At 67.0% G+C, this 23,688-nt stretch carries 24 protein-coding genes and 1 riboswitch; of the genes, 17 read left to right on the top strand and 7 right to left on the bottom strand.

The annotated features are described in order from the left end of the window. The first annotated feature begins 7 nt into the window (after positions 1–7). Positions 8–799, top strand: coding sequence for an SDR family oxidoreductase (locus AC3WUT_RS18615; RefSeq protein WP_492348569.1), 792 nt, complete (start codon positions 8–10; stop codon positions 797–799). A 134-nt stretch (positions 800–933) separates the two neighbouring features. Here AC3WUT_RS18615 and rbp read toward each other — a convergent pair whose 3' ends face one another. From rbp to AC3WUT_RS18600, 3 genes are all read right to left on the bottom strand, one after another. Next, a complete protein-coding gene (gene rbp / locus AC3WUT_RS18610) occupies positions 934–1,425 on the bottom strand; it encodes an RNA-binding regulator (RefSeq protein WP_492348568.1) in 492 nt (163 codons plus the stop codon). A gap of 236 nt (positions 1,426–1,661) precedes the next feature. Then, a complete protein-coding gene (locus tag AC3WUT_RS18605) occupies positions 1,662–1,892 on the bottom strand; it encodes a zf-HC2 domain-containing protein (RefSeq protein ID WP_492348567.1) in 231 nt (76 codons plus the stop codon). Further along, a complete protein-coding gene (locus AC3WUT_RS18600) occupies positions 1,889–2,455 on the bottom strand; it encodes a sigma-70 family RNA polymerase sigma factor (RefSeq protein ID WP_492348566.1) in 567 nt (188 codons plus the stop codon). The genes AC3WUT_RS18605 and AC3WUT_RS18600 overlap by 4 nt, the downstream gene beginning before the upstream one ends. Positions 2,456–2,634: 179 nt before the next feature. Between AC3WUT_RS18600 and AC3WUT_RS18595 the strand changes: the two genes are divergently transcribed. From AC3WUT_RS18595 to AC3WUT_RS18580, 4 genes are read left to right on the top strand one after another with little or no spacing between them, the layout of a single operon-like run. Beyond that, positions 2,635–2,922, top strand: a complete 288-nt coding sequence (locus AC3WUT_RS18595) for a BufA1 family periplasmic bufferin-type metallophore (protein ID WP_492348565.1) — start codon at positions 2,635–2,637, stop codon at positions 2,920–2,922. Positions 2,923–2,952: 30 nt separating this feature from the next. Then, the gene (locus AC3WUT_RS18590) at positions 2,953–3,855 is read left to right on the top strand and encodes an MbnB/TglH/ChrH family RiPP precursor modification enzyme (RefSeq protein WP_492348564.1); all 903 of its coding nucleotides are present in this window, start codon (positions 2,953–2,955) and stop codon (positions 3,853–3,855) included. Continuing rightward, the gene (locus AC3WUT_RS18585) at positions 3,852–4,640 is read left to right on the top strand and encodes an HvfC/BufC family peptide modification chaperone (protein ID WP_492348563.1); all 789 of its coding nucleotides are present in this window, start codon (positions 3,852–3,854) and stop codon (positions 4,638–4,640) included. The genes AC3WUT_RS18590 and AC3WUT_RS18585 overlap by 4 nt, the downstream gene beginning before the upstream one ends. Positions 4,641–4,663: 23 nt before the next feature. Then, positions 4,664–5,116, top strand: a complete 453-nt coding sequence (locus tag AC3WUT_RS18580; protein ID WP_492348562.1) for a DoxX family protein — start codon at positions 4,664–4,666, stop codon at positions 5,114–5,116. A gap of 68 nt (positions 5,117–5,184) precedes the next feature. Here AC3WUT_RS18580 and AC3WUT_RS18575 read toward each other — a convergent pair whose 3' ends face one another. Then, entirely contained in the window at positions 5,185–6,387 is a 1,203-nt protein-coding gene (locus tag AC3WUT_RS18575; RefSeq protein ID WP_492348561.1) for an ammonium transporter, read from the bottom strand. Positions 6,388–6,577: 190 nt separating this feature from the next. Continuing rightward, positions 6,578–6,782: riboswitch (yybP-ykoY riboswitch) on the top strand. 7 nt (positions 6,783–6,789) lie between these two features. Here AC3WUT_RS18575 and AC3WUT_RS18570 point away from each other — a divergent pair. The 12 genes from AC3WUT_RS18570 to AC3WUT_RS18515 all read left to right on the top strand — a co-directional run bounded on the left by AC3WUT_RS18570 (position 6,790) and on the right by AC3WUT_RS18515 (position 20,108). Next, complete coding sequence (locus AC3WUT_RS18570; RefSeq protein WP_492348560.1) at positions 6,790–7,356, top strand: TMEM165/GDT1 family protein; 567 nt, start codon at positions 6,790–6,792, stop codon at positions 7,354–7,356. 173 nt (positions 7,357–7,529) lie between these two features. Then, positions 7,530–8,666, top strand: coding sequence for a homoserine O-succinyltransferase MetX (gene metX / locus AC3WUT_RS18565; protein WP_492348559.1), 1,137 nt, complete (start codon positions 7,530–7,532; stop codon positions 8,664–8,666). After that, on the top strand, positions 8,663–9,247 hold the full coding sequence (gene metW, locus AC3WUT_RS18560) for a methionine biosynthesis protein MetW (protein WP_492348558.1): 585 nt from the start codon (positions 8,663–8,665) through the stop codon (positions 9,245–9,247). The genes metX and metW overlap by 4 nt, the downstream gene beginning before the upstream one ends. A 105-nt stretch (positions 9,248–9,352) precedes the next feature. Continuing rightward, positions 9,353–10,129 carry a FadR/GntR family transcriptional regulator gene (locus AC3WUT_RS18555; RefSeq protein WP_492348557.1) on the top strand — a complete coding sequence of 259 codons (777 nt, stop codon included), beginning with the start codon at positions 9,353–9,355 and terminating at the stop codon, positions 10,127–10,129. 130 nt (positions 10,130–10,259) lie between these two features. Next, on the top strand, positions 10,260–11,573 hold the full coding sequence (locus tag AC3WUT_RS18550) for an MFS transporter (RefSeq protein WP_492348556.1): 1,314 nt from the start codon (positions 10,260–10,262) through the stop codon (positions 11,571–11,573). After that, a complete protein-coding gene (gene ltnD, locus AC3WUT_RS18545; RefSeq protein WP_492348555.1) occupies positions 11,540–12,520 on the top strand; it encodes an L-threonate dehydrogenase in 981 nt (326 codons plus the stop codon). The genes AC3WUT_RS18550 and ltnD overlap by 34 nt, the downstream gene beginning before the upstream one ends. Positions 12,521–12,565: 45 nt before the next feature. Further along, the gene (gene denD, locus AC3WUT_RS18540) at positions 12,566–13,579 is read left to right on the top strand and encodes a D-erythronate dehydrogenase (RefSeq protein ID WP_492348554.1); all 1,014 of its coding nucleotides are present in this window, start codon (positions 12,566–12,568) and stop codon (positions 13,577–13,579) included. A 5-nt stretch (positions 13,580–13,584) separates the two neighbouring features. Then, entirely contained in the window at positions 13,585–14,853 is a 1,269-nt protein-coding gene (gene otnK / locus AC3WUT_RS18535) for a 3-oxo-tetronate kinase (RefSeq protein ID WP_492348553.1), read from the top strand. Between the two features lie 14 nt (positions 14,854–14,867). Continuing rightward, positions 14,868–15,554: a class II aldolase/adducin family protein gene (locus AC3WUT_RS18530; protein WP_492348552.1), complete on the top strand. Its 687-nt coding sequence runs from the start codon at positions 14,868–14,870 to the stop codon at positions 15,552–15,554. A 26-nt stretch (positions 15,555–15,580) separates the two neighbouring features. Then, complete coding sequence (gene otnI / locus AC3WUT_RS18525) at positions 15,581–16,411, top strand: 2-oxo-tetronate isomerase (RefSeq protein ID WP_492348551.1); 831 nt, start codon at positions 15,581–15,583, stop codon at positions 16,409–16,411. 154 nt (positions 16,412–16,565) lie between these two features. Then, the gene (locus AC3WUT_RS18520; RefSeq protein ID WP_492348550.1) at positions 16,566–18,506 is read left to right on the top strand and encodes a methyl-accepting chemotaxis protein; all 1,941 of its coding nucleotides are present in this window, start codon (positions 16,566–16,568) and stop codon (positions 18,504–18,506) included. Positions 18,507–18,647: 141 nt separating this feature from the next. Next, positions 18,648–20,108 (top strand): methyl-accepting chemotaxis protein, encoded by a 1,461-nt coding sequence (locus AC3WUT_RS18515; protein ID WP_492348549.1) that lies wholly within the window; start codon positions 18,648–18,650, stop codon positions 20,106–20,108. A 6-nt stretch (positions 20,109–20,114) separates the two neighbouring features. Here AC3WUT_RS18515 and AC3WUT_RS18510 read toward each other — a convergent pair whose 3' ends face one another. The 3 genes from AC3WUT_RS18510 to AC3WUT_RS18500 are packed head-to-tail and all read right to left on the bottom strand — an operon-like array spanning position 20,115 to position 23,676. After that, on the bottom strand, positions 20,115–21,413 hold the full coding sequence (locus tag AC3WUT_RS18510; protein WP_492348548.1) for an HAD family hydrolase: 1,299 nt from the start codon (positions 21,411–21,413) through the stop codon (positions 20,115–20,117). After that, on the bottom strand, positions 21,410–22,279 hold the full coding sequence (eutC, locus tag AC3WUT_RS18505) for an ethanolamine ammonia-lyase subunit EutC (protein WP_492348547.1): 870 nt from the start codon (positions 22,277–22,279) through the stop codon (positions 21,410–21,412). The genes AC3WUT_RS18510 and eutC overlap by 4 nt, the downstream gene beginning before the upstream one ends. Continuing rightward, positions 22,276–23,676, bottom strand: coding sequence for an ethanolamine ammonia-lyase subunit EutB (locus AC3WUT_RS18500; protein ID WP_492348546.1), 1,401 nt, complete (start codon positions 23,674–23,676; stop codon positions 22,276–22,278). Before AC3WUT_RS18500 ends, eutC begins: the two co-directional genes overlap by 4 nt. Positions 23,677–23,688: the final 12 nt, after the last annotated feature.

Here is a 23,688-nt window from a genome sequence, read left to right as displayed (position 1 = left end):
GGCCCGCATGAGCCCGCAACAGCGACCCCTGGTGTTCATCACCGGTGCCTCCAGTGGCATCGGACAGGCCTTGGCCTTGCGTTTTCACCAAGCCGGCTGGCGCCTGGCCCTGGTAGCGCGGCGCCATGCCGAGATGCAGGCCTGGGCCGAGCAGCAAGGGCTGCCCTCAGATGCCTATGCTCTCTACGCCGCCGATGTGTCGGTCACCGACGAGATCGTGGCGGCGGGCCAGGCCTGCTTGCAGCAACAGGGCCTGCCCGATGTGGTGGTGGCCAATGCCGGCATCAGTGTGGGGGTGGACACGGCAGAGCGCGAGGATCTGGCGGTGCTGGCCCGCATTTTTGCCACCAACAACATCGGTCTGGCCGCCACCTTCCACCCCTTTGTGGCAGGCATGGTCCAGCGCCGCAAGGGCATTCTGGTCGGGGTGGGCAGCGTGGCGGGCATCCGTGGCCTGCCCGGCCATGGTGGGTATTGCGCCAGCAAGGCCGGCGTGATCAGTTACTGCGAGAGCCTGCGTGGCGAGATGCGCCCCTTTGGCGTGAAGGTGGTCACGATTTGCCCCGGCTATGTCGACACCCCTTTGACCCGCCAGAACCGCTACGGCATGCCCTTTCTCATGACCCCCGAGGCGTTTGCCGAGCGCGCCTACCGTGCCATCATCGGGGGCGTGCGCTACCGCGTCATTCCGTGGCAGATGGGATGGGTGGCCGCGTTGCTGCGCATTCTGCCCAATGCCTGGTTTGATCGCCTGCTGGCCGGGCGCCCTCGCAAGCACCGGCAGCCATCGCAAGGCTGAGCGTAAACCGTTCAATGCAAGGGTATTTCTGGGGCTGCTGAGGCCCGGTATTGGGCGCCCCCAATGAAAAAGGCTCCCTGAGGAGCCTTTTGCTTGCCTGGTTGAACGCCCAGGTGCGTGCGGTTCAAAACCGATCAGTAGCTGTTGCCGCCGCCGTAGCCGCCGCCGCCGCCACCACCGTAGCCGCCACGGCCACCGCCGTTGCCACCACGCGGGCCAGCGCCGTAGGGGCTGCGGAAGCCGCCTTCGCCGCCACCACCACCGCTGCGGCCGCCGCCGAAGCCGCCACCACCGCCGCCGCTGCGGCCGCCACCACCGTAGCCGCCACCGCCGCCGCCGCCGCCGCCGAAGCCGCCACCGCTACGCGGGGGACGGGGCTCCATCGGGCGGGCTTCGTTGACCACCACGCTGCGGCCACCGAGGGATTGACCGTTCATGCCGTTGATGGCGGATTGTGCTTCGGCGTCGCTCGCCATTTCCACAAAGCCGAAACCCTTCGAGCGGCCGGTGTCACGCTCCATCATGACCTTGGCGCTGGTCACAGCACCAAATTGGCCAAAAGCCTGTTCCAGGTCGTTGTCGCGCACCGAGTAAGGCAGGTTGCCGACGTACAGTTTGTTGCCCATCAAGGGACTCCTCAAAAACACATTAACAAAGCGATGGAGTCCCGAAAACGCACACTTCGGACGCGAACCTGACCGATCACCGCAAGCTTGCATGGAATCGAAGCCATGCTTCTGTATTAAAACCATGGTGTATTGAAAAATGCAAGTGTTTTTTGTTTTTTTGCTGGAAATGAATCGAAAAAACAAATTCAATTCCATTCCAATATCAGCACCGCAGACGACGTGTCATTTCTGCATCAGGGTGGGTCGTCTGGCGGGTGCGGGGCATCGCCTTCGCCCGCGTCCGCCTGGTGGCGCCACTGGGTGAAGGCGCTGCGCATCGTCAGCACCTGCTTGGCGAACAAAGGGCAGGCTTCGCAGGCGGCCAGGTGCAGGCGCAGCGCCAGCTTTTCCTCCAGGCCCAGTCGGCGGTCTTCGCGGGCCAGCAGCAAGGCGGCCACTTCTTTGCAGTTGCGTCTCAAGATCATGGCTTGGCCCCCCGGGGCAGGCCGAACCAATTGATTTCAAGGCATTCGCGCAATCGCAAGCGGGCCCGGTGCAATTGCACATACAGGTGGTTGGGGCTGAGCTTGAGTTCCAGGCAGATTTCTTCGCACGAGAGTTCCAGCCATTCGCGCATCAGAAATACCCGCCCCATGGCGGCAGGCAGGCGTTCGGAGCAGGTTTCAAGCACCTCGATGAATTGGCGGGATTGCAATTGCTGTTCGGGATTGCCCCAGTCCATCGGTGTTTGGGCAAAGTGGCCATTGGCGGTGAAGCTCAGGGCTTCCAGTTCGTCGCCCTCGTCGTCGTTGATATCCAGCACCACCTCGCGGGCGCGCTGACGCATCTGATCGACCACCTTGTGTTTCAGGATGCCCACCAGCCAGGTCTTCAATTGCGACTGCTGCTGAAAAGCCTGCGGTCGGTTCAGGGCGGCGAGGACCGTCTCTGAAACCGCGTCCTCAGCCCAGGTCTCATTGCGCAATTGCAGTCGCGCAAATTTGAGCAGGTAGGGCCGGTGTGCGGCCAACTGATGTTCAAAACTCATGGGTCAAGTGTATTGAAAGGGCGCCGATTGCGTTGTCTGGAAAGTATTGCAAAAAAATATTTCACCAAGCTTGTAAGAATGACCGAGCCAGGCCGACTCACCCTCAACCGGTGATCTGAATGGCCCGACCGGGCCCCGGTTGCAAGTCAATTTTTTCAACGTCACACCAGGAGATTTCCATGAACCAACGTGCTCTGTTTGCCGCCGCTGCCGCTTCTTTGTTGTCCTCGGCCCTGCTGGCCTCCAGCCCCGTGCTGGCGCAAGACACGGCCAAGGAAAAGTGCTTCGGCATTGCCAAGGCGGGCCAGAACGACTGTGCCAACCTCAGTGGCAGCCATTCGTGTGCCGGCCAGGCCAAGGAGGACATGTCCAAGGCCGACTGGAAGTACGTGGCCAAGGGCACGTGCAAGCAGATGTCCGGTCTGACCGCCGACGAAGCCAAGATGGCTGTCGGCAAGAAGGGCTGAAGCTGAGTGTTGCCTGAGCAGGAGCTTTCCATGTCCGAGCCCTCGCAAGCCCTGCGTTCGCCCATGCCCTGGGTGGGGCTGGGCTGGCGCCAGCCCCACTATGCCGAGCTGCTGCAAGGCGCGCCCGCCCCGGGCTTCCTGGAGGTGCACTCCGAGAACTTCTTCGGCACCGGGGGCGCCGCCCTCGGGGTGTTGATGCAGGCCCGCGAGCAGCACGCCATCAGCCTGCATGGGGTAGGCCTGTCGCTGGGCTCGGCCGTTGGGCTGGATCCCTGGCACCTGGACCAACTGGCCGAGTTGGTGGCGCGGGTCGATCCGGTGCGCGTGAGTGACCATGCCAGCTTTTCGCGTGGTTTGCTGCGGGGCCAGGCGGTGCACGCCGCCGACCTGCTGCCCGTGCCCTGGACCACCGAAGCCCTCAAGCTGATGGCCAGCCATGTGCAGCAGGTGCAGGACCGGCTGCGCCGCCCGCTGGCGGTCGAGAACCTGTCGGCCTACCTGAGTTGGGCCGACCATGATTTTTCCGAGGTGCAGTTCCTTGTCGAACTGGCCCGCCGAACCGGCTGCGGGCTGTTGGTCGATGTGAACAACCTGCACGTCAATGCCCGCAATGCCTGGCGTCGCCGGCACGGCGCCCAGGTGCCCGAGCCGGTGGAGGCTTTGCTCGATGTCTCGCGGGCCTGGCTGGATGCGGTGCCCGCCGAGTGCGTGGCCGAAATTCACCTGGCCGGCCACGCCGACACCGGTGAATGGTTGATCGACGACCATGGCAGCCTCATCAGCGAGCCCGTCTGGGCGCTTTACCGGCATGCCGTGTCGCGCTGGGGCCCGCGCCCCACCCTGGTTGAATGGGACACCGATCTGCCGCCCTGGGCCGTGCTGATGGATCAGGCCCGGCTGGCTGCCGACGCCTTGGCGGAGTGTGCCCCATGAGCCAGACCCTGCTCGAGCAGCAGTCGGCCTTGCTGGCCGCGCTGTGGTCGCCGACGGCGGCGCCACCTGCGGGTGAAGCCGGTCTGCCCGCCTACCAGCGCAACGCGCGGGCCGTGGCCGAGCGCGCCCTGGCCGCCGCCTACCCCGTGCTGCGCCAATGTGTAGGCGAAGCCACCCTGGCCGCCCTGGCCCGCGACCATTGGCTGGATTGCCCGCCCGTGCTCGGCGATCTGGCCCATTGGGGCGCAGATCTACCCGCCTGGCTGGGCCACCTGGGCCCCGAGCACGAGCTGCCGGCCTGGTTGCCTGAGTTGGCACGGGCCGAGTGGGTGTTGCACCAACTGGTCACCGCACCCGACCCGCTGCCCCAGCCCACCACGCTGGCGCGCCTGGTGCAGGAAGACCCCGATCAACTGCGCCTGGAGATGCCTGCAGGCACGCAGGTGCTGGCTTTCGAGTCTGCGGTGATCTCTGTCCTGCTGGCACACGGCGGTGTTGAGGAGGGCTGTGAGCCATCGGCCCAGGCGTTGCAGGCCGCCGGTCACCGTCTGCAGGCCGGTGAGCGTGAGCTGGCCGTTTTCTGGCGCCAGGGCTGGCGACCCCGCGTGCGCCTGATCGACGCCACCGAAGCCGCCTGGCTGCAGGCGCTGCACACCCAGCCCAGCCTGGGCGCGGCCCTGCACTGGCTGGAGTTGCAACCGCCGGGCATGGACCTGGGGGCCTGGCTGCAAGAGGCCGTCGCCCAAGGCCTGGTGCTGGCCGTGGGCGACGCCCACCCCCACTGAACAACGATTCCTAGGAGATTGTCATGACCCCGACCTGCCCCCTGATCCTGAAGCCCTATGCCTTGCTGGTGCGCGGGCTGGATGCCCTGCAGCCCCTGGCGGCCCTGTTGGCACGTCTCTATGTGGCGCGGGTGTTTTTTCTATCCGGTCTGACCAAGCTGCGTGATTGGGAGATCACCCTGGCCCTGTTCCAGGACGAGTACCACGTGCCCTTGCTGCCACCGGCCTGGGCGGCGGTGATGGGCACCCTGGGCGAAGTGGGGTTGCCGGTGTTGCTGGTGCTGGGTTTGGGTGGGCGCATTCCGGCGCTGGGCTTGCTGGTGGTGAACGCCGTGGCCGTGCTGTCCCTGTCCGAGATCTCGTCCGAGGCGCTGCAAGGCCATGTGTTCTGGGCCAGCCTGCTGGCGGCGCTGGCCATCTTCGGCACCGGCCGTTGGACCCTCGATGGGCTCCTGGCACGCTGGTTTCAACGCTGAGCACGCCCCAAAACGCGCCCCGGGGGCGCGCTCTGGCTCGGACCACCCGGCGTTCGGCCCATTACCAATTACCAGCTGACTTCGCGGTCCGGGGTGGAGCGGATCTTGTGGATCGACAGGTCGGCGCCCTCGAACTCCTCTTCCTGCGACAGGCGCAGCCCCAGCGTGACCTTGAGCAGTCCATAAACCACCAGGCCGCCCACCGCAGCCCACACCACCCCCATGGCGGTGCCGATCAACTGGGCGTTCAGGCTCACGCCGCCCAGGCCGCCGAATGCCTTGCTGCCAAACAGGCCGGCGGCCACGCCGCCCCAAGTGCCGCACAGGCCGTGCAGTGGCCACACGCCCAGCACGTCATCGATCTTCCATTTGTTTTGGGTCAGGGTGAACATCAGCACGAAGATCGTGCCGGCCACGGCGCCCACCACCAATGCCCCAAGTGGGTGCATCAGGTCCGAGCCGGCGCACACCGCCACCAGGCCAGCCAGCGGGCCGTTGTGGACAAAGCCCGGGTCGTTTCTGCCCATCACCAGGGCGGCCAAGGTGCCACCTACCATGGCCATCAGCGAGTTCACGGCCACCAGGCCCGAGATCTTGTCCAGGGTCTGCGCGCTCATCACGTTGAAGCCGAACCACCCCACCACCAGAATCCAGGCGCCCAGCGCCAGAAACGGGATGTTCGAGGGCGGGTGGGCCGAGATCGCGCCGTCCTTGCGGTAGCGGTTGGCGCGCGAGCCCAGCAGAACCACCGCCGGCAGGGCGATCCAGCCGCCCACGGCATGCACCACCACCGAGCCGGCGAAATCGTGGAACTCCTCGCCCGTCAGGGTCTTGATCCAGGCCTGCACGCCAAAGTGCTGGTTCCAGGCGATGCCTTCAAAGAAGGGGTAGATGAAGCCCACGATCACGGCGGTGGCGATCAGCTGAGGCCAGAAGCGGGCCCGCTCGGCAATGCCGCCCGAGATGATGGCCGGAATGGCGGCGGCAAAGGTCAGCAGGAAAAAGAACTTCACCAGCTCATAGCCGTTCTTCGCGGCCAGTTCCTCGGCGCCCACAAAGAAATGGGTGCCGTAGGCCACGCCATAGCCCACCCCGAAATACACCACGGTCGAAATCGAGAAATCCACCAGGATCTTCACCAGGGCATTGACCTGGTTTTTCTGCCGGACCGTGCCCAGCTCAAGAAAGGCAAAGCCGGCGTGCATGGCCAGAACCATCACGGCGCCCAGCAGAATGAACAAGGCGTCAGTGCCCTGTTTTAGTGCTTCCATAGTGTCCTCGTGGAGAAAATGAACTTAAATGGTGCATTCGATGCTTTGCATGCGAGTACGCACCAGGAGAAAGCAATAAATGCGCCATAACGGTGATGATTGCCTGATGATGGTGCGCACCAGACCGGGTCATCCCGATTCGGTGCATCGCCACACCCCGCAGCGGGCCTTGCGGATTGGGTACACTGGCGCCCTGTTCAAGGGGGAGTAGCCTCCCTTCCGGGCCATCAAAGGCCTGCGAGAGGGGTTTGCGTCAACAGACTTGTGCGCCGCCATCCAGGTGAGTGCCCATGGCGCAAACGGTTTGCGGACCTGGCGAGACCTTTGACTGCGCAGCCCCCGTTTTTGGCCGGGGGGTGCAGCGCAGTCATGGGTTTTGTCCGGCCGGAGTTCTTTTTCCCCATGGAAGCCTTTCTCGTCTCCACCGGCATCGTCGCCCTCGCTGAAATGGGCGACAAGACGCAGTTGCTGTCGCTGGTCCTCGCCGCCCGTTTCCGCAAGCCCTGGCCGATCGTGCTGGGCATCCTCGTGGCCACCGTGGTCAACCATGGCCTGGCTGGCGCCGTCGGCACCTGGGTCACCACCGTGCTCGGGCCCCAATGGCTGCGCTGGATCCTGGGCGCCTCGTTCATTGCCATGGCGGTGTGGATGCTGATCCCTGACAAGCTCGACGATGACGACACCGGTGGTGCCTCGCCCCGCCTGGGCATTTTCGGCACCACCGTGGTGGCCTTCTTTCTGGCCGAGATGGGGGACAAGACCCAGATCGCCACGGTGATGCTGGCCGCGCAATACCAGGCCTGGGCCGCGGTGGTGGCCGGTACCACCCTGGGCATGATGCTGGCCAACGCCCCGGTGGTCTGGCTGGGCGACCGCCTCACGCGGCGGGTGCCGCTCCGGGTGGTGCACCTGGTGTCGGCGCTGATCTTTGCTGTGCTGGGGCTGCTCGCCCTGTTCGCCCCGGCTTGATGTCGGGGGGGGCGCTGCCGGGCAAGGGTCCTTGCTATACTTCGGGCACCTGTTCACAGGGCGCCGATTTGATTCCAGCTTGCGGGCGCCGAAACCACCGTGTTTCGAAATTCAGCTAAAGACAGATAGGCTCAACCCGGTCTCGTTTTTGGCGAACCGGGTTTTTTGTTGCCATGAGTTTTCTAGCCACACCTCAGTTCATGACCTTCGAGGCGCCGCTGCCTCTGCAAAGCGGTGCCTCGATACGGGATTACACCCTCGCCTACGAGACCTACGGCACGCTCAATGCCGAGCGCTCCAATGCCGTGCTGATCTGCCACGCCCTCAATGCCTCGCACCACGTGGCGGGGGTGTACGAAGGCCAGCCCAAGTCCGAGGGCTGGTGGGACAACATGATCGGCCCCGGCAAGCCGGTGGACACCAACCGCTACTTCGTGATCGGCGTCAACAACCTGGGTTCGTGCTTTGGCAGCACCGGGCCCATGCACATCCACCCCGACACCGGCCGCGTCTACGGCGCTGATTTCCCCGTGGTCACGGTGGAAGACTGGGTCAATGCCCAGGCGCGGCTGCTCGATGCCCTGGGCATTCAGCAACTGGCGGCGGTCATGGGCGGCAGTCTGGGCGGCATGCAGGCCCTCAGTTGGACCCTGCAATACCCCGAGCGCATGCGCCATGCCGTGGTGGTGGCCAGCGCGCCCAACCTGAACGCCGAGAACATCGCCTTCAACGAGGTGGCGCGCCGCGCCATCGTCACCGACCCCGATTTCCATGGCGGTCACTTTTACGAGCACAACGTGGTGCCCAAGCGTGGCTTGCGCATCGCCCGCATGATCGGTCACATCACCTACCTGAGCGACGACGTCATGAACGAGAAGTTCGGTCGCCAGCTGCGCGAGGCCGTGGTCGACAGCGCCACCGGTTACCGATATTCGACCCAGGATGTCGAGTTCCAGATTGAAAGCTACCTGCGCTACCAGGGTGACAAGTTCAGCGAATACTTTGACGCCAACACCTACTTGCTGATCACCCGGGCGCTCGACTATTTCGACCCGGCCCGCGCCCATGGCGGCAGCCTCAGCGCGGCCCTGGCCCAGGCGCAATGCCGCTTTCTGCTGGTCAGCTTCACCACCGACTGGCGTTTTTCGCCCCAGCGCAGCCGCGAGATCGTCAAGGGCCTGCTCGACAACCGCCGCGACGTCAGCTATGCCGAGATCGATGCGCCGCACGGCCACGATGCCTTTTTGCTCGAAGACCCGCGCTACCTGGATGTGGTGCGCGCCTATTTCAACCACAAGGTGCCGGCATGAGCGACGCCCACAACCTCCAAAGCATTGCCGCCCTGGTGCCCCGCGGCGCCCGCGTGCTTGATCTGGGCTGCGGGGACGGCGCCCTGCTCGATGTGCTGCAGCGCGAGCGCGGCTGCACCGGCTATGGCATCGAGATCGACGACGCCAACGTGCTGGCCTGCGTCAAGCGCGGTGTCAATGTGATCCAGCTCAACCTCGACGAAGGTCTGTCGATGTTCGACGACGCCTCATTCGATGTGGTGCTGCAGATCGACACCCTGCAACACCTGCGCAACGCCGAGGTGATGCTGCGCGAGACCGCCCGCGTGGGCAAGACCGGCATCGTGGCCTTCCCCAACTTTGCGCACTGGCCCAACCGCCTGAGCGTGCTGCGCGGGCGCATGCCCGTCACCAAGCGCCTGCCCTACCAGTGGTACGACACGCCCAACATCCGCGTCGGCACCTTTGCCGACTTCATCGACCTGGCGCACAAGAACGCGCTGCGCATCGTCGACGGCTTCGGCCTGGAGCAGGGGCGCGAAGTGCGCTGGCTGCCCAATGCGCGGGCCGGAACCGCTGTTTTCAAGTTCGTGCGGGCCTGATGCGAGGCCGTTTTCTGGCCGGGTAAACCGCAGCCCGCAAGGCCTCAGGCCTGGGCTAAAGTTGTACGATCAATTTTCTTCCCTGCGCGCCAACGCGCCCTGCCCATGACCCCCCAGTTCCAGACCATCACCCCCGGCGCTCGCCTGTCCGACCAGGTGGCCGAGGCACTGGCGGCCGAGATCCGGGCCGGGCGGCTGGTGGTGGGGGCCAAGCTGCCCACCGAGGCCGTGCTGGTGGCTCAGTTCGCGGTCAGCCGCACCGTGGTGCGCGAGGCCGTGTCGCGCCTCAAATCACTGGGCCTGGTCGATTCGCGTCAGGGCAGCGGCGTTTATGTGCGCGAAAAGTCCTTTCAGCCCCTCAACTTTGATGCACGCCATGCCGTCTCCAAGAGCGCGGTGGTTCAGATGGCCGAAGTGCGCCGGGCCCTCGAGGCCGAGGTGGCCGGCCTGGCCGCCGAACGCCGCACCCCGGGCGATGTGCTGCGCGTGCGCCAGGCCATCGAGGCCCTGGATGCCGCGGTCCAATCCGGGGGCGATGGCGTCAATGAAGACGTGCTGTTTCACCGCGCCATCGCCGATGCCGCGCGCAACCCTTTTCTGATCGGGACGCTGGAATACCTGAGCCAGTTCCTGCGGGGGGCCACCCAGGTCACCCGGGCCAATGAGGCCCGCCGCGCCGACTTTGTCCGCGAGGTGGCCGAGGAGCATCAGCGCATCTGGCGTGCCATCGAGGCCGGCGACCCCCAGGCCGCCCGCGCCGCCGCGGCAGGCCACATGGACAACGCCATCCGCCGCATCGAGCAGGCCGACCCCGCCTTCTGGCAACAGCAGGGCGAGGCCCTGGCCCAGCCCTTGATCAAGGCGCTGACACCGCCGGCCTGAGGGCCTGACGCCCCAGGGAAAACCCTTGTCTTCGAGCCTTGCTTAAATTTGTATGATAACCATATGAATAACGCCGAGGGGTGATCCTGCCCGCTGCAGCCCGGCGTTCCAACCACGGAAGACAACCCTCATGACCGCCCAAACCCTGGCTGGCGCCCACGCTGTGCCGCCCGATCTCGAACGCCAGACTTACGCCAAAGTGTTCTGGCGCCTGGTGCCCTTTCTGATGCTGTGCTATGTCGTGGCCTACCTGGACCGCGTCAACGTGGGCTTTGCCAAGCTCCAGATGGCACAGGACCTGGGCTTCAGCGAAACCGTGTTCGGCCTGGGTGCCGGCATCTTCTTTCTGGGCTACTTTCTGTTCGAGGTGCCCAGCAACATCCTCATGAGCAAGGTGGGCGCGCGCATCTGGATTGCCCGCATCATGATCACCTGGGGCCTGCTTTCGGCGGCCTTCCTGTTCGTCAAGACCCCCACCCAGTTCTATGTGCTGCGCTTTTTGCTCGGCCTGGCCGAGGCGGGCTTCTACCCTGGCGTGATCCTGTACCTCACGCTCTGGTACCCGGCGCACCGCCGCGCCAAGATCGTGGCCGTGTTCATGTCGGCCATTCCGGTGGCTGGCATCTTCGGCAACCCGCTGTCGGGCTGGATCATGGAGTCCTTCCACCAGACGGCTGCCCTCAGTGGCTGGCAGTGGATGTTTGTCATCGAGGCCGTGCCCGCCCTGGTGATCGGCCTGGCCGTGCTCGCCTACCTGGACAACAACGTGGCCGAGGCCCAATGGCTCAGCTCCGAGCAAAAGCGCCTGATCCAGCATGAGATCGACCTCGATCAGGCCCATGGCAGCAAGGGCCCGCACACCGTGGCCGCCGTCTTCACCGACGCCCGCATCTGGTGGATGGCTGCGATCTACTTTGCCTTCGTGATGGGCCAGTATGCCCTCACCTTCTGGCTGCCCACCCTGGTCAAGGCCACCGGCGTCAAAGGCAACTTCAACATCGGCCTGCTCAGCGCCATCCCTTTCCTGTGCGCCATCGTGGCCATGAACCTGTTCGGCCGCAGCGCCGACCGCCTGCGCGAACGCCGCTGGCACCTGATCATCCCGGCCCTGATGGGCGCGGTGGGCTTTGCCGTGGCGGCCTCGTTTGCCGACAACACCGTGGTCTCGCTGGTCTTCCTGTCCTTGGCCGCGGCTGGCGTGCTGACCTGCGCCCCCTTGTTCTGGTCCTTGCCCACGGCCTTTTTATCGGGCACGGCTGCCGCTGCCGGCATCGCCGCCATCAATTCGGTCGGCAACCTGGCCGGCTTTGCCAGCCCCTACCTGATCGGCTATCTGAAAGACCTGACCGGCAGCACCGCCATCGGCATGTACGTGCTGGCAGCCTCACTGGTGGTGGGCGCCGTGCTGGTGTGGCTCACACCCAGGCAGTTGGTCAACCGCTGAGCCAGCCCCTCTTTTCACCCCTTCCAGACAAGTCAAAAAGGAACCTTCACATGAGCACCATCGGATTCATCGGCCTGGGCGCCATGGGCAGCGGCATGGCCGCATCATTGCGCCGTGCCGGCCACGACTTGCAGGTGTTTGACGTGCGCCGCGAGGTGGCCGACGCCTTTGCCGACCAGGGTGGCCGGGCCTGCGCCTCGCCGGCCGAGGCGGCGCAAGGGGCCGACGTGGTGGTCTCGGTGGTGGTCAACGCGGCCCAGACCGAGGCCGTGCTGTTCGGCGCTGACGGACAAGGCGGCTGCGCCGCCGCCATGTCGCCCGGTGCCGTGTTCGTGATGTGCTCCACCGTCGACCCCAACTGGTCGGCCGCCCTGGAAGGCCGGCTGGAGGCCCTGGGCCTGGGCTACCTCGATGCGCCCATTTCGGGCGGTGCCGCCAAGGCCGCCAGTGCTCAGATGACCATGATGACCGCCGGCCGGCCGGCCGTCTACGACAAGGTTGGCCCCCTGCTCGATGCCATGGCCGCCAAGGTCTACCGCCTGGGCGAGCGCGCCGGCGCCGGCAGCAAGGTCAAGATCATCAACCAGCTGCTGGCCGGCGTGCACATCGCCGCCGCCGCCGAGGCCATGGCCCTGGGCCTGCGCGAAGGCGTCGAGGCCAAGGCCTTGTACGAGGTGATCACGAACAGCGCCGGCAACAGCTGGATGTTCGAAAACCGCATGGCGCATGTGCTGGCGGCCGACTACACCCCCTTGTCGGCGGTCGACATCTTCGTCAAGGACCTGGGCCTGGTGCTCGACACCGCGCGCGCCAGCAAATTCCCGCTGCCCCTGTCCAGCACCGCGCACCAGATGTTCATGCAGGCCTCTACCGCGGGTTACGGTCGTGAGGACGACAGTGCGGTCATCAAGATTTTCCCGGGCATCCAGTTGCCGGGCGCCGAATGACAATCGGCTGAGCCTTCACCCCCTGCTTGCTTCGGAGTACCCCTCATGCACATCCTCATCACCGGCGGCTGCGGCTTCCTCGGCGCCCGCCTGGCCCGCACCCTGCTGGCTGCCGGCCCGTTCAGCCTGGCGGGCGCCCCCGCGGCCGCGATCACCCGCATCACCCTGGCCGACCGCATGCCGCCGCCGGCCGACCTGGCCGTCGACCCGCGCATTGCCTACCTGGGTGGCGACCTCAACGAGCAACTGGCCGCCGGCCTGCTGCCCGCGGCCGACACCGCGCTGGTCTACCACCTGGCCGCGGCCGTCAGTGGCGAGTGCGAGGCCGACATGGACCTGGGCCTGCACAGCAACCTTGACGCGACCCTCGGCCTGCTGCAGGCCTGCCGTGCCTTGAAGACCGTGCCCACGCTGGTGTTCTCCAGCTCGGTGGCGGTGTTCGGCAGCTCGCCCGAGCTGCCCCTGCCCGAGGTCATCGAAGACCTCACCCTGCCCACACCCCAAGGCAGCTATGGCGTGCAGAAGTTTGTTGGCGAGCAACTGGTGGCCGACTTTGGTCGCAAGGGCTTCATCCGTGCCCGCAACGTGCGTCTGATGACCGTCAGCGTGCGCCCTGGCCGCCCCAATGGTGCGGCCTCCAGCTTCCTGAGCGGCATGATCCGCGAGCCCCTGGCCGGTCAGCGCGCCAACTGCCCGGTGTCGCCCGACACCCCGGTGGCCTTGTCGTCGCCCGGGCGCACCATCGCCGGGCTGCTGCGCGCGGCCCAGGCCAGCGATGCCGAGTGGGGCCCCCGTGTGGCCCTCAACCTGCCGGCCATCACCACCACCGTGGGTGAGATGGCCCAGGCCCTGGAGCGCGTGGCCGGCCCGGCCGCCACCGCCCTGATCGACTGGCTGCCCGACGCGCGCGTGGCCGCCATCGTCACCAACTGGCCCAGCCGCATCGCGGCGCGCCGGGCCCAGGCCCTGGGCCTGCTGCCCGACGCCGATTTCGAAACCATCATCCGAGACTACGTGCGCGAGAACGCCGGCGCCGTGACCTTGCCCCTGAAGGCCTGAACCCCATGAACAAGATCGCCCTCGGCTGCATCGCCGACGACTTCACCGGCGCCACCGACCTGGCCAACAACCTGGTGCGCGCCGGCATGCGCGTGGTGCAGACCATCGGCGTGCCCACCGGGCCCCTGGCCGCCGAGGTGGACGCCGTGGTCGTGGCCCTCAAGTCACGCACCATCGCCCCGTCCGAGGCCGTGGCCCAATCGCTGGCCGCGCTGCAATGGCTGCAGGCCCAGGGCGCGCGCCAGATCTATTTCAAGTACTGCTCCACCTTCGACAGCACCCCTGAGGGCAACATCGGCCCCGTCACCGAGGCCCTGATGGATGCGCTGGGCACCGATTTCACCATCGCCACCCCGGCCTTCCCCGACAACAAGCGCACGGTGTTCAAGGGCTACCTGTTTGCCGGCGACGGCCTGCTCAACGAGAGCGGCATGCAGAACCACCCGCTCACCCCCATGACCGACCCGAACCTGGTGCGCGTCATGCAGGCCCAGACCCAACGCCGGGTCGGCCTGATCGACTATGCCGTGGTGGCCCGGGGTGCAGAGGCCGTGCGCGAGCGCATTGCCGCGCTGCGCGCCGAAGGCGTGGGCGTGGCCGTGGTCGATGCCATCTCCAACGACGACCTGCTGCGCATGGGCCCGGCCCTGGCCGATCTGCCCCTGCTCACCGCTGGCTCCGGCGTGGCGATTGCCCTGCCGCACAACTTCGGCCTCGCCCCTTCACCGCAGGCTGCGGCCTTGCCGGCCGCGCAAGGCCTGCAGGCCGTGGTCTCGGGCAGCTGCTCGGTGGCCACCAACCAGCAGGTGGCGCATTTCATCGCCAGCGGCCGCCCCGCGCTGGCCCTCGACCCGATCCAGCTGGCCGCCGGTGAAGACGTGGTCGGCCAGGCCCTGGCCTGGGCCGCCCCCCTGCTGGCCAGCGGCCCGGTGCTGGTGTACTCCACCGCCGAGCCCGCTGCCGTCAAGGCCGTGCAGGGCCAACTGGGCGTGGCCGAGGCCGGCGCCATGGTCGAGCACGCCGTGGCCGCCATCGCCCGTGGCCTGGTGGCCCTGGGCGTGCGCCAGTTGGTGGTGGCCGGGGGCGAGACCTCGGGCGCCTGCGTGCAGGCGCTCGAGATCGCCCAGATGCAGATCGGCCCGCAGATCGACCCGGGCGTGCCCTGGTGCCATGCCGCTTCGCCGGTGGCTGGCGAGGGGGGGCTGCACCTCACGCTCAAGTCGGGCAACTTCGGCTCGCTTGATTTCTTCAGCAAGGCCTTCGCCCTGCTCTGAACCGGAGCCCGCCCATGAACGAGAACCAGGCCCGCGAGGCCATCTGCCGCGTCGGCCGCAGCCTGTTCGAGCGTGGCTACGTGCATGCCACCGCCGGCAACATCAGCGTGCGGCTGGACGACGGCTACCTCATCACCCCCACCGACGCCAGCCTGGGCGCGCTCGACCCGGCCCGCCTGGCCCGACTCGACGCCCAGGGCCAGCAGCTGTCGGGCGACCGGGGCAGCAAGACCCTCGTGCTGCACCGGCAGATCTATGACGCCGCCACCCGATTCGACCCGGGCACCCGCTGCGTCATCCACACCCACAGCACCCATTGCGTGGCCCTGAGCCTGCAGCCTGGCCTGCCCGCCGTGGCACCTTTCACAGGCCTGGAGCTGCTGCCGGCCCTCACGCCCTACTTCGTGATGAAGGTCGGCCACGTGCCCCTGATTCCGTACCACCGACCCGGTGCCCCCGAGGCGGCCCAGGCCGTGGCCCAGGCCATCGTCCGTCAAGGTGAGCAGGGTGCGCCCATCCGCGCCGTGATGCTGGAGCGCCTGGGGCCCAATGTGTGGCACGACAGCCCCGAGGCCGCCATGGCCACGCTCGAAGAGCTGGAGGAGACCGCCCGACTGTGGCTGCTCAGTGCCGGCCGCCCGGGCCCCCTGAGTGCCTCGCAGATTGATGAATTGCGCACCACTTTCGGTGCGCGTTGGTAACTTGTTCCTGTCCGGAGATCCCGCCCATGCCCCGCTTTGCCGCCAACCTGTCGATGCTCTACCCCGAGCTGCCCTTTCTGGAGCGCTTCGGCGCCGCCGCCCGTGACGGCTTCAAGGCGGTCGAGTACCTGTTCCCCTACGCCTTTGCCGCCGAAGACATCCTGGCCCAGCTGAAGGCCCATGGCCTCACGCAGGCCTTGTTCAACGCCCCGCCCGGCGGCACCGATGCGGCCAGCATCGCCCAGGTCTGGGAGGTGGCTGGCGACCGTGGCACGGCCTCGCTGCCGGGCCGCGAGGCCGAGTTCCGCGCCGGCATCGCATTGGCGCTGCAGTACGCCCGCGTGCTCGACTGCCCGCGCATCCACCTGATGGCCGGCATGTTGCCCGCCGGCGCCGACCGTGCCCTGCACCAGGCCACCTACATCGCCAACCTGCGCTGGGCCGCGGCCGAAGCCGCGCGCGAGGGCCGCGACGTGCTGATCGAGCCCATCAACCAGCGCGACATGCCCGGCTTCTTCCTCAGCCGCCAAGACGATGCCCACGCCGTGATCGCCGAGGTGGGCGCACCCAACCTCAAGGTGCAGATGGACCTGTACCACCTGCAGATCGTCGAAGGCGACGTGGCCATGAAGCTGCGCCAGTACCTGCCCACCGGCCGCGTCGGCCACCTGCAGATCGCGGGTGTGCCGCAACGCCACGAACCCGATCTGGGCGAACTCAACTTCGACTACCTGTTCAGCGTCATCGACGAGCTGGGCTACCAGGGCTGGGTGGGCTGCGAATACCGCCCGGCCCGCGGCGCCACCCCCGGGGGCACCTCCGAGGGCCTGGGCTGGCTGCGTCGCGCCACCACCTGAGGCCTTCGAATCGGGTGATCTGATAAATTCGATCGCCTGAAGTGTAAATCGCTACGGGATTCCCGCAGTGTCGGGGTTTTTGCCGGTGTTTCAGAATGTTTTGGCCGGGTCACCGACCGCGTGTCATCTCACCGACCTGGAACAGGGAATCCCCATGGCCAAACTCACGTCTTCCAGCGCTCAACGATCCGTGGCCCGCGAGGTCTCCTTGCTGGCGATTGTCATGTTGACCGGGGTGCTGGTGGCGGCCAGTCTGGCCATCAGCACCATCACCGCACGCACGGCCCGCCAGCAGGTGCAGGCTCTGGCGGCCGACAAGGCCGACAACGTGGTGCAGGTGCTGGAGTCGCAAGATGCCACCGCCCGCGAACTGGTGCGCCGCTCCTTCAAGTCCTTCAAGCTGGCTTTCCAGCCCACCATGAGCCTCAATGAGGAGAACGGTGAACTGCAGAGCTACGGGATTGCGCTCAACAACGACTTCAGTCAGGTCGACAAGTTCACCAAGGACACCGGGGGGGTGGCCACCGTCTTTGCGCGCAAGGGGGATGACTTCCTGCGCATCACCACCTCGCTGAAAAAGCCCGACGGAGAACGTGCCATGGGGACCTTGCTGGACCGCAAGCACCCGGCCTATGCCCGTCTGCAGTCCGGTCAGTCCTACACCGGCCGTGCCGTGCTGTTCGGCAAGCCCTACATGACGCACTACGAGCCGGTCAAGGACGACGCCGGCAAGGTGGTGGGCGCCTTGTTCGTGGGCAATGACATCTCGATCTTCGAGGACGCGGTGTTCAAACAGGCCCAGGAAACCCGCTTCTTCGACAGCGGTGGCATTTACGTGATTGACCCGGGCAAGGCGAGCGAGGAGGCCCGCTTCCTGGCCCATCCCCAGGCCTCGGGCAAGCGGGTGCTCGAAGTGGTGGCCCAGGCGGGCTCCTTTCTGGATCGGCTGCGCCAGGCCGACAGCAGTGAGGTGGTGCTCGACGATGCGGTTCCGCTGCGCGGTGTTGATCTGGTCAACCCGTGGGCTGTGCGCCAGATCGTCAAGACCCAAGGTTGGTGGGTGGTGGCCGAGGTCTCCGATCGCGAGGCCATGGCGGATCACCGTGCCACCATGGGCTGGGTCTGGGGCGTGATCGCCCTGGCGGTGCTGGGGCTGGGAGGCGGCCTGTTCTGGCTGCTGCGCCGGCGTGTCAGCCAGCCCCTGCGCGAACTCACGGCGGCGGTCACCACTGTGGCGCAGGGCGAGTTGACCCGCAGTTTCAGCAGTGAGCGGCAGGACGAGATCGGCGCCCTGGTGCGCGAGGTCGACGCCATGCGCCAGCTCTATCTGCGCCTGTTGCTGCAGGTGCGCTCGGCCGTCGAGGGCATCACCAACGCCAGCGTCGAGATCGCCAACGGCAACCAGGACCTGAGCATGCGCACCGAGCAGACGGCCAGCAGCCTGCAGTCGACCGCGCAGAGCATGGAGCAGATCACCGCCACCGTACAGCAGTCCACCGATGCCGCCCGCCAGGCCAACCAACTGGCGGCCTCCGCCGCCGAGGTGGCGGCCCGAGGCGGTGCGGTGGTGGGCGAGGTGGTCAAGACCATGGACGCCATCCACCACAGCTCGCGCAAGATCGCCGACATCATCGGCGTCATCGACGGCATCGCTTTCCAGACCAACATCCTGGCGCTCAATGCCGCGGTCGAGGCCGCGCGCGCCGGTGAGCAGGGGCGGGGCTTTGCGGTGGTGGCCGGCGAGGTGCGCACCCTGGCCCAGCGCAGCGCCCAGGCTGCGCGCGAGATCAAGTCCCTGATCGGCAACTCGGTCGAGGCCGTCGAATCCGGGGCCCAACTGGTCGGCAGCGCCGGCACCACCATGAGCGACATCGTCAGTTCGGTGCACCGGGTCGGCGACATCGTGGGCGAGATCTCGTCGGCCGCGGTCGAGCAGTCCAACGGCATCGGCCAGGTCAATGGGGCGGTCAACCAGCTCGATCAGATGACCCAGCAGAACGCGGCCTTGGTGGAGCAGTCGGCCGCCGCCGCCGCCAGCCTGCGCGACCAGGCCACGCGCCTGTCCGAGGCCATCCAGGCCTTCCATCTGGGGTAAGCCCCAGCCTGCCTGGGGGCAAACCCTGGCACCGTTGACAAGCCAACAACCGTTGGGCGGCTTATCGTCACCGTTTGAGACTAAATAGTCACAATGTGATCCATTCGGTCACATTCACAAACGTCCTCAAAGGTTGTTTCCATGAGCAACGAACTCGAACGGTCCGCTGATCTCCGTCGAATCGACCCCTCCAGTGGCGCCCAGCCACGCTGGCCGGACCGCATGATCCTGGCGGCCATGGCCTTGAGCGCGGTGGCTGCGCTGGTGCTGGGCTGGGCCCATGGCACGCTGTGGCTGGCACTGAGCGTGGCCCTGCCCTTGTTGCTGGTGGGTGTCATGGGGTCGGCCCGGGCCCCGGCCACCCTGTTGTCGCGCTTGCTGCTCACCGTCGGGTTGGCCGCGCTGGTCATGTTGCACATCCAACTGGCCCAGGGGCAGGTCGAATACCACTTCGGAGTGTTTGTGACGCTGGCGCTGTTGCTGGTGTACCGCGACTGGCGCCCCATCGTTCTGGCGGCGCTGCTTTTTGCCGTGCATCACGTCCTCTTTGACCGGCTGCAGGCGGCGGGTTTCGGCGTCTACTGCATGACCCAGCCCGATTTCGCCCGTGTCGTGCTGCATGCCGTCTACGTGGTGATCCAGACCTCTCTCGAGGTGGTGTTCGCGGTGGCCATGCGCCGTGCCGGCCTGGAGGGGGCCGAACTGGCCCGGCTGGTGGCGCAGGTCCGGGACGGCGACCGGCTTCGACTCGATGTCTCCGGTCTGGTCTTCCAAACCCCGGCCGCCCAGGTCTTGCAACAGGCACTGCAGCGCGTGCACAACGCGGTCTCCCAGGTGCATGCGTCAACCAGCAGCATCGAGGCGGCCAGCCGGGAGATCTCGATTGGCAACCTCGATCTCAGCCACCGCACCGAGCAGACGGCCAGCCACCTGGCTCAGGCTGCTTCCAGCCTTGGGGAGCTGACCGTCACGGTGCAGCACTCGGCCGAGTCAGCGCGGCAGGCCAACGACCTGTCGGGTTCCGCCGCCCAGGTGGCCGAGCGTGGCGGCGAGGCGGTACGCCGTCTGGTCAGCACGATGGAGGCGATCCACGCCAGTTCCAGCCGAATCGCCGACATCACGGGCGTGATCGACAGCATTGCGTTTCAAACCAATCTGCTCGCACTCAATGCCGCGGTCGAGGCGGCACGGGCCGGCGAGCAGGGCCGCGGCTTCGCGGTGGTGGCCAGCGAGGTGCGCAACCTGGCCAAGCGCAGCGCCGAGGCCGCCCGTGAGATCAAATCGCTGATCAGTCAATCGGCCGAGAAAGTCGAGGCCGGTACCCAGCAGGTGCATGTCGCGGGCCGCACCATGGACGACATCGTGGCCTCGGTGCAGCGCGTCAAGCACATCATTGCCGACATCTCGTTGGTGGCCGGTGAACAGTCCCAGGGCTTGAGCCAGGTGCACACCGCCGTGGGTGGGCTCGATCAGATGACCCAGCAGAATGCCGCGCTGGTCGAGCAGTCGGCCGCGGCCGCCGCCAGCCTCACCGATCAGGCGGAGCGGCTGGCGCAGGCGGTGGTCATTTTCCAATCCTCTCAGCCGCTGCTCGGGCGCTGATCGGCGTTACTTCAGCGCCTTGGCGACCGTCGCCCCCAGCGGGGTGTGCAACTGGCTGGGCACGAAGCGGCCGGTGTTGTCGTCGCGGCCCTGCAGCAGGTAGCGTGTGTCGGGCTTGCCGTAGTTCTGCACCGCCATCGCCGAGAACTGGCCGATGGCGCTCTTGGGGTCGCGCAGGCGGTTCACGATCAGCACCTTCTGGGTCTCGCTGAAGTCGGCCATCATGTTCTGGTCGCCCTCGCTGTCGCCCGCGATGAACGCGGGCCCGTAGCCGTAGCGGCTGACCAGAAAGCGCTGGATGCTGCGCGTCTTGCCCGGGCCCTGGGTCTGGTCATAGCCATGGCGGTAATCGGGCAGGATGCGACCCTGGGCGTCACGCTCCAGCTCCATGGCCAGCACATGGCCTTCCTTCACCTGGTAGCCGAAGGCCGGGTTGGACGAGATCTCCTTGATCACGTCCACAAAGGAGGCCGAGCACACCCACACGTCAAAGCCGGCGGCCTTGAAGCGCCCGTACAGGTCTTGCATTTCGGGCACCAGGCGCAGGCCGTTCTTCCAGCTCACCGACACCAGCCCGGCGCGGCCCGGCTGCTCGGCCGGGGTGCTCCACTTCACCTTCTCGACCGGCTGGGTCTGCTGCCACTGCACGGTGTCCACTGTCAGCTGGCGCACCTGGGCCTCGGTCATGCCGGCAAACAGATAGGTCACCCAGGGGTAGGCGGTGTCGTGGTCGAAGGTGTCGCCGATGGCCTCGTACAGGTAGCGCACCTTGGTCAGGAAGGCCTGGTAGTGCGGGCTGCGCTTCACTTCAGCCAGGGGCTGCTGGCCCTTCAGTCCGCTGTAGTGGGTGTACAGCCAGCGGTAGCTGTCCAGGATGTCCGGCACGATGGTCTCAATGCTCACCAACTGACCTGCCGCGTTGTTGTTGGCGGGTTTGAAAGGGGTGGCCGGGATGTTTCGGCGCAAGGCCACTTCCAGCTGCTCGGGGCTGGCGCCAAAGCGCAGGTTTTCGAGCTGGTAGATCAGCGCGGCCTCTTCGATGTCCAGGAACACGCTGGTGTTGTCCCAGTCGAACACCACATAGGGCGGCTTGGCCGGGTTGTAGCCGGCGCTGGTCTTGCCCAGGCGCGCGATCAAATCGTTGATCTGCTGGCGGTTGAAGCTCTCCCACTGCCCGGGGGCCAGGGTCTGGGCGGCGGCCTGGACGGCGGTCGGGGGGCTGCTGCAGCCGGTGCTGGCCAGGGCGGCCAGCAGGCTCAGGGCCAGAGTCAGGGGGGCGAGGCGGAGCAAGGCAGGGGTCTTCATGTTTTCTCCTGGGATGAGGGGGGAACGCTGACAAGTGAATCGGTGGGCGGCGTGGTGCCGGGCAGCCAGGCCTCGGCCTCGCTCTCGTCCTTCAAGTCCACGCCGCTCAAGCCGCGCTGCAGCGCCTGGCGGATCAGCCAGGCCAGCTTGTGCGCGGCCTGCGGGTAGGCCAGGCCCTCTAGGCGCACGTTGGAAATGCAGTTGCGCTGGGCGTCGTGGCGGCCCACCCGGGGCCCATGGGTCAGGTAGATGCCCAGGCTGTCGGGCGAGCTCAGGCCGGGGCGTTCGCCGATCAGGATCACGCTCAGGCGGGCACCCAGGGCCTCACCCACCTCGTCGGCCACGGCCACCCGGGCCTGTTGCACCAGCACCACCGGCGCCAGGCGCCAGCCCGGCGCCAGGTGCGGCAGCAAGGCCGCCAGCAACGGGGCGGCATGGCGTTGCACCGCCAGCGAAGACAGGCCATCGCCCACCACCACGCACACCTCGGGCGGCGGGCTCCCGGTGACGGCCAGGGCACGCAGGCGCTGTGCGTCGGCCGGGTCCAGGCGGCGGCCCAGATCGGGGCGGCGCAGGTATTGGGTCCGGTCGCCGGCCTGGCTGCGCACCTGCAGCACTGCGTGGCCGGCTTGCTCCAGGGCGGTCTGCAGGGCGTGGGTGTCCAGTGGTGTGTGGATGGCGTCGCGCGCCATGGCGTGGGCCAGGCCGAATCGCAGGGTCTCGTCGGTCGGAATGGCCACCCCCGCCCGGCCCAGCGCGATGCGCGCCGGTGTGCTGCGGCGCCAGGCGGTCCAGGGCATGGGGGTCACGCCCTCGGGCTGATCCGGTGCCGAAGGATCCATGGGGGCTTGTGCCGGGGGGGTCATGCGCCGCCCTCCAGGCCCAGGCTGCCCAAGTGGCTCAGCAAGGGATGGCCCTGGGCCGGGTTCAGCAACTGCCCGGCCGCGTCGGTGATCTGCTGGGCTTGCAGCCAGGCTTCGAATTCGGGGGCCCGCCGCAGGCCCAGGGTCTCGCGCAGGAACAGCGCATCGTGGAACGAGGTGCTCTGGTAGTTGAGCATCACATCGTCCGCCCCGGGCACTCCGATCAGAAAGTTCAGCCCGGCGCTGGCCAGCAACACGCTCAGCGTGTCCATGTCGTCCTGGTCGGCTTCGGCATGGTTGGTGTAGCAGATGTCGCAACCCATGGGCAGGCCCAGCAGCTTGCCGCAGAAGTGATCCTCCAGGCCCGCGCGGATGATCTGCTTGCCGTCGTACAGGTACTCGGGCCCGATGAAGCCCACCACCGTGTTCACCAGCAAGGGCTGGTAGCGCCGCGCCAGCGCATAGGCGCGGGCCTCGCAAGTCTGCTGGTCCACCCCGCCATGGGCATTGGCCGACAGGGCGCTGCCCTGGCCGGTCTCGAAATACATCACGTTCTGGCCCAGCGTCCCGCGTTGCAGCGAGCGGGCGGCGGCGCAGGCCTCGTCCAGCAGTTCGGGGCTCACGCCGAAGCTGCGGTTGGTCAGCTCGGTCCCGCCGATCGACTGGAACACCAGGTCCACCGGCACCCCACCCTCGATCAACTGCAGCGTGTTCGTCACATGGGTCAGCACACAGGCCTGCGTGGGGATCGCCAGGCGCTGGATCAGCTCGTCAAAGCCATGGCACAGCCGGGCCAGCGTGGGCAGGCTGTCCGACACCGGGTTGATGCCGATCACCGCATCGCCCGCACCCATCATCAGCCCGTCCAGCACCGAGGCGGCCACCCCGCGCAGGTCGTCGGTCGGGTGGTTGGGTTGCAGCCGCACGGCCAGCCGGCCCGGCAGGCCCAGCGTGTTGCGAAAGTGCGTCACCACCCGGGTCTTGCGCGCCACCGCGATCAGGTCCTGGTTGCGCATGAGCTTGCTCACCGCGGCCACCATCTCCGGTGTCAGGCCGGGCGCCAGTGCGCTGAGTGTGGCGGTGTCGGCAGCCGGGCCCAGCAGCCAGTTGCGGAAGTCGCCCACCGTCAGGTGGGCCACCGGCGCGAAAGCCCGGGCATCGTGCTGGTCCATGATCAGCCGCGTGATGTTGTCGCTTTCATAGGGCACCAGGGCTTCGCTGAGGAACACCTTCAGCGGCAGTTCGGCCAGCACATGGCGGGCGGCCATGCGTTGCTGCGCGGTGGCGGCACCCAGGCCGGCCAGGTAGTCGCCAGAGCGTGCCGGGCTGGCCATGGCCATCACCTGGCGCAGGTCCTCGAAAAAGAAACCCTGGCCGCCCAGGGTGGTGTGGTAGCGCATGGCAATGGCTCC

The sequence above is a fragment of the Curvibacter sp. EU05-FHT14A10 genome (genome assembly GCF_058791075.1).
The sequence above is the reverse complement of the archived record's forward strand: the minus strand, read 5'-3'. Positions and strand labels throughout refer to the sequence as shown.

What these genes read in the sequence shown, in the direction of transcription:
- AC3WUT_RS18580 (WP_492348562.1), top strand. Translation starts at nt 4,664, where the DNA reads ATGACCCCGACCTGCCCCCTGATCCTGAAGCCCTATGCCTTGCTGGTG.
- AC3WUT_RS18550 (WP_492348556.1), top strand. Translation starts at nt 10,260, where the DNA reads ATGACCGCCCAAACCCTGGCTGGCGCCCACGCTGTGCCGCCCGATCTC.
- AC3WUT_RS18590 (WP_492348564.1), top strand. Translation starts at nt 2,953, where the DNA reads ATGTCCGAGCCCTCGCAAGCCCTGCGTTCGCCCATGCCCTGGGTGGGG.
- rbp (WP_492348568.1), bottom strand. Translation starts at nt 1,425, where the DNA reads ATGGGCAACAAACTGTACGTCGGCAACCTGCCTTACTCGGTGCGCGAC.
- AC3WUT_RS18500 (WP_492348546.1), bottom strand. Translation starts at nt 23,676, where the DNA reads ATGCGCTACCACACCACCCTGGGCGGCCAGGGTTTCTTTTTCGAGGAC.
- AC3WUT_RS18555 (WP_492348557.1), top strand. Translation starts at nt 9,353, where the DNA reads ATGACCCCCCAGTTCCAGACCATCACCCCCGGCGCTCGCCTGTCCGAC.
- AC3WUT_RS18520 (WP_492348550.1), top strand. Translation starts at nt 16,566, where the DNA reads ATGGCCAAACTCACGTCTTCCAGCGCTCAACGATCCGTGGCCCGCGAG.
- otnI (WP_492348551.1), top strand. Translation starts at nt 15,581, where the DNA reads ATGCCCCGCTTTGCCGCCAACCTGTCGATGCTCTACCCCGAGCTGCCC.
- eutC (WP_492348547.1), bottom strand. Translation starts at nt 22,279, where the DNA reads ATGACCCCCCCGGCACAAGCCCCCATGGATCCTTCGGCACCGGATCAG.
- AC3WUT_RS18575 (WP_492348561.1), bottom strand. Translation starts at nt 6,387, where the DNA reads ATGGAAGCACTAAAACAGGGCACTGACGCCTTGTTCATTCTGCTGGGC.
- metX (WP_492348559.1), top strand. Translation starts at nt 7,530, where the DNA reads ATGAGTTTTCTAGCCACACCTCAGTTCATGACCTTCGAGGCGCCGCTG.
- AC3WUT_RS18600 (WP_492348566.1), bottom strand. Translation starts at nt 2,455, where the DNA reads ATGAGTTTTGAACATCAGTTGGCCGCACACCGGCCCTACCTGCTCAAA.
- AC3WUT_RS18510 (WP_492348548.1), bottom strand. Translation starts at nt 21,413, where the DNA reads ATGAAGACCCCTGCCTTGCTCCGCCTCGCCCCCCTGACTCTGGCCCTG.
- AC3WUT_RS18570 (WP_492348560.1), top strand. Translation starts at nt 6,790, where the DNA reads ATGGAAGCCTTTCTCGTCTCCACCGGCATCGTCGCCCTCGCTGAAATG.
- AC3WUT_RS18615 (WP_492348569.1), top strand. Translation starts at nt 8, where the DNA reads ATGAGCCCGCAACAGCGACCCCTGGTGTTCATCACCGGTGCCTCCAGT.
- AC3WUT_RS18530 (WP_492348552.1), top strand. Translation starts at nt 14,868, where the DNA reads ATGAACGAGAACCAGGCCCGCGAGGCCATCTGCCGCGTCGGCCGCAGC.
- metW (WP_492348558.1), top strand. Translation starts at nt 8,663, where the DNA reads ATGAGCGACGCCCACAACCTCCAAAGCATTGCCGCCCTGGTGCCCCGC.
- AC3WUT_RS18585 (WP_492348563.1), top strand. Translation starts at nt 3,852, where the DNA reads ATGAGCCAGACCCTGCTCGAGCAGCAGTCGGCCTTGCTGGCCGCGCTG.
- AC3WUT_RS18595 (WP_492348565.1), top strand. Translation starts at nt 2,635, where the DNA reads ATGAACCAACGTGCTCTGTTTGCCGCCGCTGCCGCTTCTTTGTTGTCC.
- otnK (WP_492348553.1), top strand. Translation starts at nt 13,585, where the DNA reads ATGAACAAGATCGCCCTCGGCTGCATCGCCGACGACTTCACCGGCGCC.
- AC3WUT_RS18605 (WP_492348567.1), bottom strand. Translation starts at nt 1,892, where the DNA reads ATGATCTTGAGACGCAACTGCAAAGAAGTGGCCGCCTTGCTGCTGGCC.
- AC3WUT_RS18515 (WP_492348549.1), top strand. Translation starts at nt 18,648, where the DNA reads ATGAGCAACGAACTCGAACGGTCCGCTGATCTCCGTCGAATCGACCCC.
- denD (WP_492348554.1), top strand. Translation starts at nt 12,566, where the DNA reads ATGCACATCCTCATCACCGGCGGCTGCGGCTTCCTCGGCGCCCGCCTG.